11 protein-coding genes are annotated in these 13,105 nt (G+C 66.4%); 7 read left to right on the top strand and 4 right to left on the bottom strand.

Features of this window, described 5'->3' with window-relative positions:
• Positions 1-2: 2 nt before the first annotated feature.
• The 3 genes from AB4Z44_RS17285 to AB4Z44_RS17275 are packed head-to-tail and all read right to left on the bottom strand — an operon-like array spanning position 3 to position 2,418.
• Positions 3-788: a nucleotidyltransferase family protein gene (locus AB4Z44_RS17285; RefSeq protein WP_404710918.1), complete on the bottom strand. Its 786-nt coding sequence runs from the start codon at positions 786-788 to the stop codon at positions 3-5.
• Positions 785-1,855: a CDP-alcohol phosphatidyltransferase family protein gene (locus tag AB4Z44_RS17280; protein ID WP_404710917.1), complete on the bottom strand. Its 1,071-nt coding sequence runs from the start codon at positions 1,853-1,855 to the stop codon at positions 785-787. The genes AB4Z44_RS17285 and AB4Z44_RS17280 overlap by 4 nt, the downstream gene beginning before the upstream one ends.
• A complete protein-coding gene (locus AB4Z44_RS17275; protein ID WP_404710916.1) occupies positions 1,852-2,418 on the bottom strand; it encodes a TetR/AcrR family transcriptional regulator in 567 nt (188 codons plus the stop codon). The genes AB4Z44_RS17280 and AB4Z44_RS17275 overlap by 4 nt, the downstream gene beginning before the upstream one ends.
• Before the next feature lie 165 nt (positions 2,419-2,583).
• Between AB4Z44_RS17275 and AB4Z44_RS17270 the strand changes: the two genes are divergently transcribed.
• Genes AB4Z44_RS17270 through AB4Z44_RS17260 form a run of 3 tightly spaced genes read left to right on the top strand, consistent with a single transcriptional unit; the run spans position 2,584 to position 6,700 of the window.
• The gene (locus AB4Z44_RS17270; protein WP_404710915.1) at positions 2,584-3,996 is read left to right on the top strand and encodes an efflux transporter outer membrane subunit; all 1,413 of its coding nucleotides are present in this window, start codon (positions 2,584-2,586) and stop codon (positions 3,994-3,996) included.
• A gap of 19 nt (positions 3,997-4,015) precedes the next feature.
• Complete coding sequence (locus AB4Z44_RS17265; RefSeq protein WP_404710914.1) at positions 4,016-5,164, top strand: HlyD family efflux transporter periplasmic adaptor subunit; 1,149 nt, start codon at positions 4,016-4,018, stop codon at positions 5,162-5,164.
• Positions 5,165-5,167: 3 nt separating this feature from the next.
• Positions 5,168-6,700, top strand: a complete 1,533-nt coding sequence (locus tag AB4Z44_RS17260; RefSeq protein WP_404710913.1) for a DHA2 family efflux MFS transporter permease subunit — start codon at positions 5,168-5,170, stop codon at positions 6,698-6,700.
• A gap of 130 nt (positions 6,701-6,830) precedes the next feature.
• Here the strand turns inward: AB4Z44_RS17260 and arfB are convergent, their stop codons facing one another.
• Positions 6,831-7,256 (bottom strand): alternative ribosome rescue aminoacyl-tRNA hydrolase ArfB, encoded by a 426-nt coding sequence (gene arfB, locus AB4Z44_RS17255; protein ID WP_404710912.1) that lies wholly within the window; start codon positions 7,254-7,256, stop codon positions 6,831-6,833.
• Between the two features lie 155 nt (positions 7,257-7,411).
• Between arfB and rpiA the strand changes: the two genes are divergently transcribed.
• From rpiA to AB4Z44_RS17235, 4 genes are all read left to right on the top strand, one after another.
• Entirely contained in the window at positions 7,412-8,104 is a 693-nt protein-coding gene (gene rpiA / locus AB4Z44_RS17250) for a ribose-5-phosphate isomerase RpiA (RefSeq protein WP_404710911.1), read from the top strand.
• Between the two features lie 103 nt (positions 8,105-8,207).
• A complete protein-coding gene (tkt, locus tag AB4Z44_RS17245) occupies positions 8,208-10,283 on the top strand; it encodes a transketolase (protein WP_404710910.1) in 2,076 nt (691 codons plus the stop codon).
• Between the two features lie 5 nt (positions 10,284-10,288).
• Positions 10,289-11,422 carry a transaldolase gene (tal, locus tag AB4Z44_RS17240; protein ID WP_404710909.1) on the top strand — a complete coding sequence of 378 codons (1,134 nt, stop codon included), beginning with the start codon at positions 10,289-10,291 and terminating at the stop codon, positions 11,420-11,422.
• Complete coding sequence (locus AB4Z44_RS17235) at positions 11,422-13,092, top strand: hypothetical protein (RefSeq protein ID WP_404710908.1); 1,671 nt, start codon at positions 11,422-11,424, stop codon at positions 13,090-13,092. Before tal ends, AB4Z44_RS17235 begins: the two co-directional genes overlap by 1 nt.
• Positions 13,093-13,105: the final 13 nt, after the last annotated feature.

Raw genomic sequence — 13,105 nt, 5'->3', positions numbered from 1 at the left:
TCCTAACCGGGCCGGGACGAAGCGAAGATCAGTTCCACCAGCGCGTGATCGCTGGGCTTGTCGACATCGATCCCGGCTTCCGCGAACGGCAGCGCGATCGGCTGCGCGCGGAAGCCCAGCCGTCGTCCGGCGATCCGCATCGCGCCGGCGAGCGTGATCAGCCGCGTCAGGGCCAGCACCGCGAGCAACGGCCCGAAATGCCGGATCAGCTTCAGCGCCTTCTTGCGATCGCGTTCGACCTCGCTCCACGCGATCAGGGCCTTGCGGGCGTCGGCGGTGCGCAAGGCGAAGAGGTTCGCCCCCGTCCATGCCTCGCCGCGGAAACGCAGCCATGTCCTTCGGTTGTTCGGATAGGCGGCAAGCAGGGTGTTCTGCCCGACGACGCCGACCGCCACGTCTGCGTCACCGATCCCGGCGATCATCGCCTCGATCATCTCGACCCGCAGCAAAGGATGATCGGCGGTCGTCAGCAGCACGGGCCATGGCGCAGTGACGGTTCCCGCGATCGAAGCAATGCTGGTCGCGATCCCGGAGGTCGAGAGCGCGGTGGTGATGCGCGGTTCGTCCTTGATCCACGCGCAATCGCCGACGAACAGGACATCGGGCTGCTGCGCCACGATCACCACCCGCTCGATCGATGGCGCCGCAAGCAGGGTCTTCGCGACGCGCGACAGCATCGCTTCGCCTGCGACCGGCACCAGCGCCTTCCAAGTCTGCCCGAAATGCGCAGCGAGCGGATCGCTGCCGGGCCGCTGGCCGGCGAGCAGGATCGCGGTCCAGCCGGTCATGCGAGCCAGCTTGTGACCGGGCGCCCGATCGATCGCATGAGGAAGGCCTGCGCGAGCTGGACCAGATGGACTCCCAGCGAGACGATCGTCCAGATCGCAACCGCCTCCAGCCCCCAATCGGGCCGGCCGATCGCGAGGAAGGCGAACAGGATCGGCATGTTCGGGTTACGCCTGGCGGTGATCAGACGGAACTGGCTGTCGAACCGCCGCCAGACATGGATGTGGATCCCGAACAGGCCGATGAACGCCCCCTCGATCAGCCTCTGCACGACATAGCCGCCGACGATCGCCGCCATGCAGGCGCAGAACACCGGATCGGGTAGCGGCCGCCCATAGGCGACCAGCCCCACCCCCCACGCATACCACCAGAAAGGCGGGTGGATCAGGTCGATGCCGTGATCGAAGATATTGCCCCACCATGACGAGGTGATCGTGCAGCGCGCGAGCTTGCCGTCGACCGTATCGAGCACCATCATGATCAGGCCCGAGGCGAGCCCGATCCAGTAGAGACCGTACCAGAAGGCGACCGTTGCGAGCACGCAGAAGACCGCGCCGATCGCGGTGATCTGGTTGGGCGAGAGCCCCCAGCGCGCGGCCAGCCGGGTCAGGTGGAACGCCCATTCCGGCCACAGATATTTGGTCAGGACGTCGGTCACGCCCTTGTACGAGCCGAGGTACGAGGCGCGCTCGATCGCGGGCACGGTCGCAGGCGTGAGCCGCTCCATGAACGGCCGCTCGCGTTTGCGCAGCGCGTGATTTTCGATCTCGGCTTCTTCCTGCACGATGGGGATCAACGCGCTCGGATCGGGGGCTTCCGGCGTGACGTGCGCGATCACCGGCACGCCGCCGCGTGTCACCGCATAACCCGGCCGCCCGGCCATGATGCGCAGCCAGGCCGGATCGAACACGTAACCCAGATCCACCAGCAGCGCCGAGCCATCGACGGCCGTGCCCATGGGCAGGCCCTGCGCCACGCAAATCCGGCGCAGCCGCTCGGCGTTGGTCATTCCCCAGATCAAAGTGTCGTTGCTTCCGATCGGCAGGACTACGAGGCCATCGGCGCTCATGGCCGTTCGGGCCCCCACGCCGCCATGAAACTCCGCACCGCCGCCGCGACTTCGGCGTCGGGATCGACGCCCTGGACGATGCCGGGACGCCATAGCCGGTCGAGATAGCAGCCCGCCTGGCACAGGGCGATGAACTGGCGCGCGGCGATCGCGGCATCCCCCTCCCGCAGCCGCCCGACTTCCATCTCCTCGCTCATATAGCGGGCCAGGCGCGCACGCACGCGATCGGGGCCGCGATCGGCAAAGGTGCGGCCGAGCTGCGGGAAGCGTTCCGCCTCCGCCACGATCAGGCGATGGAGCGCGAGCGACGAAGGGGCCATGATCTTGCGCAAAAGGATGCGGCCGAAGCGGCTCAACGCGGCTTCGGTGCCACCCGTCGGAATAAGCGCCCCGTCCAGCTCCTCCTGAAAATGCGCGATCTTGCTGTCGAGCACGGCCGCGAATAGTTCATCTTTCGACGGGAAATAGCTCCACAGGGTCGTCTTGGAACCACCCAGTTCGGCGGCGATCGTCGACATCGATGTGTCGGCGAAACCGCGATCGAGGAAGGAACGTTCGGCCACCTCGAGGATTGCGCGACGGCGATCCGCTTTGCGCGCCTCGCGTCGGCCAGGGTTACAACTCAAATCCATATGTGATACTATATAGTACGCTTTTCGGTTGACAAGGGGCGACCCCACGCCCACTTCCGGCTTCGCGTACGCAACGGTACAGGTTCCCCGATTCAAATGCAGCCCCGTTTCGCCTCCCTGATCGCGTTCGGCGCGCTGTTGCCATTGGCGGCATGCGCGCCCGATCTGGGCAAGGCTCCCGCGCCGCGCACGGCCGCGAGCCTCGCTGCCACGCGCAGCCTTCCTGCGGAAAATGGCGCCTGGCCGGGCGACGGCTGGTGGAAGCGCTATAACGACCCGCAACTCGATACGCTGATCGAGGAGGGGCTTGCCGGATCACCCGACATCGCCACCGCCGCGGCTCGTCTTGCGCGGGCCGAGGGGCTGGCACGCGCCGCCGGGGCGAAGACGGGGCCGACACTGAACGGATCGGGCAGCGCCACCGGCATCAAGCAGATCACGAGCAGCGGACTGCCCGATACGTTCAGCCTGAACGGCTGGCCGAATATCGAGGCAGTGTCGCTGCGTGGCGGCTTCGATCTCGATCTGTGGGGCAAGAACCGCGCAGCGTTGCGCGCCGCGCTGCAGGATCGCGATGCTGCGCGTGTCGAGGCCGCGGAGGCGCGCATCACGCTCGCCTCCGCGATCGCGCAGGCTTATGCCGATCTCGCCCGCCTCTACGCCGAGCGCGACACCGCCGATCAGGCGTTGCGGATCCAGATGGACACGGCCGGCCTCGTGACCGATCGCGTGCGCAACGGGCTCGATAATGAAGGGCAGCGCCGCCAGGCCGCCGCCCAGGTGCCCTCGGCGCGCGCCGATCTCGCCGCGCTGGACGAGCAGATCGCGATCGCGCGCAACCAACTCGCCGCGTTGATGGGCGCCGGCCCCGATCGCGGCCTGGCGATCGAGCGGCCGAAGCTCGCCGGCCTCGCCCCGCTCGCCTTGCCGTCCTCGGCCGGGATCGATCTGGTCGGGCGCCGTCCGGATATCGTCGCGGCGCGCGCCCGGGTCGAGGCGGCCGGCGAACGGATCAAGGCGGCGAAGGCGGCTTATTATCCGGATATCAGTCTGTCGGCGCTGCTCGGCTTCCAGGCGATGAACATCCCCAATCTGGTGAGCGGCAGGATCGTCTACGCCACGGCCGGCCCGGCCATTTCGCTGCCGATCTATGACGGCGGCAAGCGCGACGGCGATTATCGCGTGTCGCGCGCGGATTACGATTCCGCCGTTGCCGATTATGACCGCACGCTCATCCAGGCGCTGCAGCAGGTCGCCGACGCGGTCGCCAGCCGCAACGCATTGTCGGCGCAGGCGCGCGAAGTCCGCGCCTCGCTCGCCGATAGCGAGGAAGCGTTCCGCATCGCGCGGTTGCGCTACAAAGGCGGACTCTCCACCTATCTCGACGTGCTCGTCACGGAGCAGGCGCTGATCGTCGCCCGCCGCCGTGATGCCGACCTTTCCGCCCGGGCCTTCACCCTCGATGTCGCTTTGGTGCGCGCGTTGGGTGGTGGCTTCGCCGGCGCCTGATTTCGCTTAGGAAGAACAGATGGCCGATCAGCCCGATCCCGCACCCGCCGCGCAGGCCGCCGAGGCCGAAAAGCGTGTCCTGATGCAACAACGCCGCCGCCGCTGGCTCACCATCCTGGTGGTGGTGGTCGTGGGCGTCGGCCTGCTGGCAACGCTCTACCATTTCGTGATCGGCGTGCGGCACGTGTCGACCGACAATGCCTATGTCGGGGCCGATACTGCGCTGGTGACGCCATTGGTGGCGGGTGCGGTCGAGAGCGTACGCGTCGCCAACACGCAGGCGGTGAAGAAGGGCGATATCCTCGTTACGATCGACCCGTCCGACGCGCGGATCGTCGCGATGCGCGCCGAGGCCGATCTCGCCGCGGCCGAACGCCAATATCGCCAGACCAGCGCCACCGGCAGCGCGCTCGAATTGCAGGTCGCCGCGCGCGGCAGCGATGTTGCCCGCGCCCAGGCCGAGGCCGAGGTGGCACAGGCCGCCTTCGACAAGGCGAAGATCGATCTCGAACGCCGCCAGGCGCTGGCCAAGGAAGGTGCCGTTTCGGGCGATGAACTGACCGCTGCCCGCAATGCCTATGCCGCCGCCAAGGGCCAGATGATCGTCGCCCAGGCATCGATCGCGCAGGCGCGCGCCAGCCAGGGCTCCGCCCAGCAGAATTACCAGGCGAACCAGGCGTTGGTCAGCGGATCGATCAACGACAATCCCGATGTCGCCGGCGCACGCGCGCGGCTCGCCGCGGCCAAGCTCGATCTCGAACGCACCGTCATTCGCGCGCCGTTCGACGGCGTCATCGCGCAGCGCAGCGTGCAGGTCGGCCAGCGGGTCGCACCCGGCAATGCGATCATGACGGTGGTGCCGCTCACCGCCATGTACGTCGATGCCAATTTCAAGGAAGGCCAGCTGCGCAACGTCAAGATCGGCCAGCCGGCGCGGCTGACCTCCGATCTCTATGGCAGCGGTGTCGTGTATCACGGGAAGGTCATCGGCCTTGCCGGCGGTACCGGCTCGGCCTTCGCCCTGATCCCGGCGCAGAATGCGACCGGCAACTGGATCAAGGTGATCCAGCGCCTGCCAACCCGCATCGCGCTCGATCCCAAAGAGTTGGCCGATCATCCGTTGCGCGTCGGCCTGTCCATGTCGGTCACGATCGACGTCGGGGGCTGACCCGTGGCCGAAGCGCAGGCGCCCACCTTCACGCTGCGCCGAGCGATCGCAGCGGGCGGCATCATGGCGATGTCGAATTTCATGGTGGTGCTCGATACGTCGATCGCCAACGTGTCGGTTCCGCATATCTCGGGCAGCCTCGCGGTCGCGCCCGATCAGGGCACCTGGGTCATCACCTCCTATTCGGTCGCGGAGGCGATCTGCGTCCCGCTGACCGGCTGGCTGGTCCAGCGCTTCGGCGCGGTCCGCACCTACATCGCCTGCATGATCGGCTTCGCGCTCTTTTCGATGCTGTGCGGCGTATCGGTGAGCCTCGGCATGCTGGTCGCCGCGCGCGTCGGTCAGGGGCTGTGCGGCGGCCCGATCATGCCGATCACGCAGACCCTGCTGCTGCGCGTCTTTCCGCCGAAGCAGCGCGGTACCGCAATGGGCCTATGGGCGATGACCACCGTCGTCGCGCCCGTTGCCGGCCCACTGCTCGGTGGCACGATCAGCGACAATTGGTCGTGGCACTGGATCTTCTTCATCAACATCCCGATCGCGGTGGCGTGCGTCACCGGCGCGATCCTGATGCTCCGCCAGGTCGAGACGCCTACCAACAAGGTGAAGATCGACTTTGTCGGGCTGGTCCTGCTGGTGGTATGGGTCGGTGCGCTCCAGATCATGCTCGATATCGGGCGCGACAACGACTGGTTCAGTTCGGCCAAGATCCAGGCGCTGGGTATCGTCGCCCTGGTCGGTTTCGCTTTCTTCATCATCTGGGAGATCACGGCAGACCAGCCGGTGGTGAATCTGCGCGTGTTCCGGCATCGCGGCTTCACCTTCGCGGTGATCGCGCTCGCCTTGATCTACGGAACGCTCTTCTCTTCCGTGGTGGTGACGCCGCAATGGTTGCAGGGCGCGATGGGCTATACCGCCGCTGATGCCGGCTATGTGCTCGCCTGGCAGGGCGTGTTCGCGGTGGTGATGGCGCCGCTGGTCGGCCGGCTCTCGGGCTCGGGCAAGGTCGATCCGCGCATGCTGGTGACGGCGGGCACCCTGTGGCTGGCCATGTCGGTGGCGCTCAGGACGCACTGGTCGACCGACGTCGGTTATTGGACGCTGGCGATCCCGCACATCCTGAACGGGTTCGGCATGCCGTTGTTCTTCGTGCCGATCACCTTCATCTGCCTGTCTTCGGTCGATCCCGCCGAAACCGCGTCGGCGGCCGGTCTGTCCAATTTCGTCCGCACCTTGTCGGGCGCGGTCGGCACCTCGTTTGCGACGACCCTGTTCGCGAACCGCGCGGTGATCGACCGCGCCGACCTGGTCAATATCGTCCAGCCGCCAGCAGCTTTTGCCGACGGCCTGGCCCAGCGCGGTATCGGAGCCGAGCAGGCACGCGGCCTGCTTTCGACGCTGATCGATCAGCAGGCGACCGTGATCGCGATCACCCAGCTGTTCCAGATTGCGGCGGTGGCGTTCGTGATCGCTGCGGTGGCGATCTGGTTCGTTCCCCGGCCGAAGCGCGCTGCGAGCATGGAAGGAGCGCACTAAATTCGTCACCGACCGGGTTATCGTCACCCCGGCCTTTGAGCCGGGGTCCCGCTTCTGTTTCGCCGGAAAATAGCGGGATCCCGGCTCAAGGCCGGGATGACGAGTAAGGCGTGTGTGAAGGCGATTTCGTCTAATCCACCGCAGGCTTCGCCCGTCCGCGTTTGACCGCGCCGGCGCGCGCCTTGGTGTCGACGCGCTTCGCTTTCGCGGCCTTGCTGGGCTTGGTCGGGCGGCGCGCTTTCGGTACGATCGTCGCCTCCCGGATCAACGCGATCAGGCGTTCGCGCACCTCCTGCCGATTGAGCAATTGGGAGCGCGCGCCCTCGCTGCGGAGCGTCAGGACGCCGGCATTGGACATGCGCGTACCCGCCAGCGCGGCCAGCCGATATTTCACCGCCTCGGGAAGCGACGGCGAATTGGCGATATCGAACCGCAGCAAGACCGCGGAATCGGTCGTGTTCACGTGCTGACCACCCGGGCCCGATGCGCGGGTGAAGCTTTCGGTAAGCTCATCGCTGTCGATCGATATCGAGCGCGTGATCGGGATGGCAACCATGGGGCCCTGATAGCGCAAACCGGCTTTCGAGCACCGGCAAAACGTGCGCCGGCTCGAACAGGCCGCGTGTCTCCCGCCGCGTGGATTGGTATAGGCTTGCCCGATCCGCGCGCGTTTGACTTGCCCACGACACAGACAGGGCGCATCGAATGGGTATGAATCGGGACTCAGACAAGCAGGCCGCCGCCGTTGCAGCGGTCGCCGAGGTCCAGAACGGAATGCTTGTCGGCCTCGGGACCGGCAGCACCGCTGCTTTTGTGATATCCGAGATCGGCCGGCTGTGCGCCGAAGGCCTGCGGATCGAGGCCGTCGGCACGAGCCTCGCCACCGAAGCCCATGCGCGCGAAGTCGGTATCCCGCTGCGCGATCTCGCATCGGTTGCGGTGATCGATCTCGCCATCGACGGCACCGACGAGTTCGATCCCAGTCTGCGCGCGATCAAGGGCGCCGGCGGAGCGATGCTGCGTGAGAAGATCGTCGCCGCCGCGGCGCGCCGGATGGTGGTGGTCGCCGACGGGTCGAAGCGGGTCGCCCAACTCGGCCACGCAGCTCTGCCGATCGAGGTGCTGCCGCTCGCCCGCGCTTATGTCGCCGATGTGCTGGCAGCGTGCGGCGGCCTGCCGACCCTGCGCGGCGGGGACGCGAGCCCGACCCTGACCGATCAGGGCAACATCATCTTCGATTGCGATTTCGGGCCGATCGACGATCCTGCCCTGCTCGCCCGGCGCCTGTCGGCGATCCCCGGCGTAATGGGTCACGGCCTGTTTGTGGACGAGGTCGATGCCGTTTACGTCGCCGATCAGGGCGTGGTCGAGAGAATTGAACGATCCGCCGCGCCGTCACCATAAAAAGATCGCATACCAAGCAACCCTTGCCCGGTCGGCCCGTTGCGCACGCATTCGCTTCAGGGCTATCGGCCGCCCCTATCGTTTCCCTGCCGGAAGGAACTCCATGTCGACCCAGCCCACCAGCGCCACCGCCCTGCACGAGGACGGTTCGCCCGACCGGCTCGCCATCGACACGATCCGCACGCTTTCGATGGATGCCGTCTCCCACGCCAAATCGGGGCACATCGGCACGCCGATGGCGATGGCGCCGGTCGGCTACACGCTCTGGACGAAGTTCCTGCGTTACGATCCGGATACGCCCGATTGGGCCAATCGCGATCGCTTCATCCTGTCGGCCGGCCACGCGTCGATGCTGATCTATTCGCTCCTGCATCTCGCGGGCGTGAAAGAGATCGACAAGGACGGCAACAAGACCGGCAAGCCCGCGGTCAGCCTGCAGGACATCAAGGATTTCCGCCAGCTCGGATCGAAGACGCCGGGCCACCCCGAATATCGCCACACCACCGGCGTCGAAACCACCACCGGCCCGCTCGGCCAGGGCTGCGGCAATTCGGTCGGCATGGCGATCGCCGAGCGCTGGCTCGCCGCGCATTATAATCGCGAGGGCTTCACGGTCTTCGACCATGATATCTACTGTCTCGCCGGCGACGGCTGCATGATGGAAGGCGTGGCGAGCGAGGCGGCCAGCCTCGCCGGACATCTCAAGCTGTCCAACCTCTGCTGGATCTACGATTCGAACCACGTCACGATCGAAGGACTCACCGATCTCGCCTTCAACGAGGATGTCGGCCTGCGGTTCGAGGCCTATGGCTGGCACGTCATCCACGTCGACGACGCCAATGACACCGCGGCCTTCGCTGCCGCGCTCGAGAGCTTCAAGGCGACCGACGACAAGCCGACCCTGATCGTGGTCCGTTCGGTCATCGGCTATGGCAGCTCGATCCAGGGCACTGCCAAGGCGCATGGCGAAGCGATGACGCACGACGACATCCGCGGCACCAAGAAGGCCTATGGCTGGCCCGAGGATTCGGAATTCCTCGTGCCGGACGGCGTGCCCGAGCGCTTCCAGAGCCTGCTTGGCGACCGCAGCAAGCCGCTGCGCGCAGAGTGGGAAACAATGCTCGAGCGCTACCGCGTGGCCGAGCCCGCGCTCGCCAAGGAACTCGACGCGATGCTGTCGGACCAGCTGCCCGAAGGCTGGGATGCCGACATCCCGACTTTCCCGGCCGACGCCAAGGGCATGGCCTCACGCGATGCCGGCGGCAAGGTGCTGAACGCGATAGCGCCCAAGCTGCCCTGGCTGGTCGGCGGCTCGGCGGATCTCGCACCGTCCACCAAGACCCTGATCGACAGTTCGGGCTCCTTCCAGCCCGGCAGCTATGACGGCCGCAACCTGCACTTCGGCGTGCGCGAGCATGGCATGGGCGCGATCGTCAACGGCATGGCGCTGTCGCACCTGCGCCCTTACTCGGCGACCTTCTTCGTCTTCCTCGATTATATGCGTCCGCCGGTCCGCCTGGCGGCGCTGATGGAGCTGGCCGTCACCTTCGTCTTCACGCACGATTCGATCGGCGTCGGGGAGGACGGCCCGACCCACCAGCCGATCGAGCAGCTCGCGATCCTGCGCGCGACGCCGGGGCTCAACATGATCCGCCCGTGCGACGCCAACGAAACCGCCCAGGCATGGCGCGAGGCGATCAAGGAAGGCAATCGCCCGACGGCTCTGGTCTTCTCGCGTCAGGCGCTGCCCACGCTCGACCGCGGCAAATATGCGAGCGCCGCGGGGCTGGCCAAGGGCGCATATGTGCTCGCCAGCGCCGAGGATCCCGACGTGATCCTGATCGGCACCGGCAGCGAGGTCAGCCTCGTGGTCGGCGCCTACGAGAAGCTCACCGAAGCCGGCGTGAAGGCGCGGGTCGTGTCGATGCCGAGCTGGTATCTCTTCGAACTGCAGGACGATGCCTACAAGGACTCGGTCCTTACCCCTGGCGTCGAGGCGCGGATCGCGGTCGAGCAAGGCGGCGAGATCGGCTGGGATCGCTATATCGGCGCTCACGGCCGTACGATCACCATGTCGACCTTCGGGGCATCGGCGCCGGCCTCCAAGCTCCAGGACAAGTTCGGTTTCACCGTCGATAATATCGTCAAGGTCGCCCACGAATTGATCGGAAAGGCCTGAATCTCATGACCAGCTTGTTGAAGCAGCTCCAGGAATTGGGCCAGGCGCCGTGGCTCGATTTCGTCGACCGTTCCTTCCTCGAACAGGGAGGCCTCAAGAAGCTGGTCGAGGAGGACGGGCTCACCGGCGTCACCTCCAACCCGTCGATCTTCGAGAAGGCGATGGGCCAGGGCGAAGCCTATGACGCCCAGTTCTCCGATTTCGTTCGCAAGCATCCCGATGCTTCGGTCGTCGATGCCTATGAGGCACTGGCGGTGTCGGACATTCAGGCGGCCTGCAACACGCTTCGCCCGGTTTATGACCGGCTCGGCGGGAAGGACGGCTATGTCAGCCTGGAAGTCTCGCCTTATCTCGCGCTGGATACGCCCGGCACGATCACCGAAGCCCGGCGGCTGCACGGCATGGTCGATCGCCCCAATCTGATGATCAAGGTGCCCGGCACCCAGGCCGGCGTTCCCGCGATCCGCCAGCTGATCGAGGACGGGCTCAGCATCAACGTCACCCTACTCTTTTCGCTCGACGCCTATATCGCGGTGGCGATGGCCTATGTCGAAGGGCTGGAGGCGCGTGTCGCCAAGGGCGAGTCGATCGATACGATCGCCAGCGTCGCCAGCTTCTTCGTCAGCCGCATCGACGCGCAGATCGACAAGAAGATCGACGAGCGGCTGAAGGCCGGCGATGGCGAAGCCGAAGCGCTCAAGGCGGTGCGTGGCAAGGTCGCGATCGCTAACGCCAAGATGGCGTATCAATGGTATCTGGAATTCGTCGCATCCGATCGCTGGAAGGCGCTCGAAGCGAAGGGCGCGCAGCCGCAACGGCTGCTGTGGGCCTCGACCGGGGTCAAGGACCCGGCCTATCCCGACACGCTCTATGTCGACAGCCTGATCGGCCCCGACACGGTCGACACGATCCCGCCCAAGACGATGGACGCGTTCCGCGACCATGGCACGCTTGCGCAGACGCTCGCGGCCGATGTGGATGGGGCGAAGCATGTCCTGGCCGAAGCCGATCGCCTCGGTCTCGACCTGCCCGGCGTGACCGTCAAGCTGGTCGAGGATGGCGTGAAGCTCTTCTCCGACGCGGCTGATACGTTGCTTGGCGCGATCGAAGCCAAGCGCGCCAAGCTGGTGGCAGCCTGATGAACGGCTTCGAGGCGCAGCTCCCGCAAACGCTGCAGACCGCCGTCGATGCATGCCTTGCCAGGGCTGCTGCGGAGAATTGGCCGCAGCGTCTGTGGGACGCCGACGCCTCGTTATGGACCGGCGGCGACGAAGCCAAATGGGTCGGCTGGCTCGCGGCCGGCTTGGGCAAGCAGGTCGATTTCGCCGCGCTCAAGGCGCTGGGCGAGCGGGCCAGGGGGCATAAGGATGTCGTCCTGCTCGGCATGGGCGGGTCGAGCCTCGGGCCCGAAGTCCTGTCGGAGATCATCGACGCGGCGCCAGGCTCGCCGACCGTTCATGCGCTCGATTCGACCGATCCGGGGCAGGTCTCGACCATCGCCGGCAAGATCGATCCGAAAGAAGCGCTCTTCCTCGTCGCGTCGAAATCGGGCTCGACGATGGAGCCCGAACTGCTGCGCGCTTATTTCTGGGATCTGGCGGGCGAGGATGGCAGCCGCTTCGTCGCGGTGACCGATCCGGGATCGAAGCTCGAAAAGCTCGCCAAGGAGCATCGTTACAGTGCGATCTTCCTCGGCGATCCGGCGATTGGCGGGCGTTATTCGGTATTGTCGGTGTTCGGCATGGTGCCGGCGGCGATGATGGGGATCGATGTCGAGGCCTTCTTCGCCAGGATCGCGCCGATGGCGGCCGCGTGCGGCGGCGATGTCGCCCCGGCCGACAATCCGGGCGTGAAGCTCGGCGCGATCATGGGCGAAGCCGCGGTCTCGGGCCGCGACAAGCTCACGATCATGACCTCGCCGAGCCTGGAGCCGATCGGGGCCTGGCTCGAACAGCTTCTCGCCGAATCCACCGGCAAGCAGGGCAAGGGCATCGTCCCCGTCGACGTCGAGCCGCTGGTGCCGGCCGAGGATTATGGCACCGATCGCCTGTTCGCGCTGCTGACGCTCGATGGCGATGACGACGCCGAAGTCGTGAAGCAGGCCGATGCGCTGGTCGCCGCCGGCCAGCCGGTGGTGCGCATCACGCTCGCGTCGAAGGATCTGATCGGGCAGGAATTCTTCCGCTGGGAAATCGGCACGGCGATCGCCGGCGCGGTGATCGGGATCGATCCGTTCGACCAGCCCGACGTGGAAGACGCCAAGATCAAGACGCGCGAGCTGATCGACGCGTATGAGAGTTCGGGCAGCCTCGCACCGGAAACCCCATTCCATGAGGATGCGACGCTCGCTTTCTCGGCGCCCGGCGATCATACTTTTGCCGCGACCGATCCGGTGGAGATCCTGCGCGACCATTTCGCCAGCGCCACCGCGGGGGATTATGTCGGCTTCCTCGTCTATCTCGAGCGCAATGCCGAGCATGAGGCGATCGTGTCGCGGATGCGCAAGGCGGTCGTCGAAGCGAAAGCGGTTGCCACGATCGCCGGCTTCGGCCCGCGCTTCCTCCACTCGACCGGGCAGGCCTATAAGGGCGGCCCCAAATCGGGCGTGTTCCTCGAAATCACGCGGACGCCGGATCCCGACGTCGCCATTCCGGGCCGCAAGGCGAGCTTCGGCATCGTTCAGCTGGCCCAGGCGCGCGGCGATCTCGATGTGCTGGCGTCGCGCGGGCAGCGCACGCTGCGCGTGCATCTGAAGGACGGAAACCTCGCCGCGCTCGAAACCTTGATCGAAGACGCGCTGGCAGACTGAGCGGGAGCCCAAG

Origin of the sequence: Sphingomonas sp. MMS24-J13 (assembly GCF_044905095.1) — a bacterium.
Taxonomy (GTDB): Bacteria; Pseudomonadota; Alphaproteobacteria; order Sphingomonadales; family Sphingomonadaceae; genus Sphingomonas_I.
The sequence above is the reverse complement of the archived record's forward strand: the minus strand, read 5'-3'. Positions and strand labels throughout refer to the sequence as shown.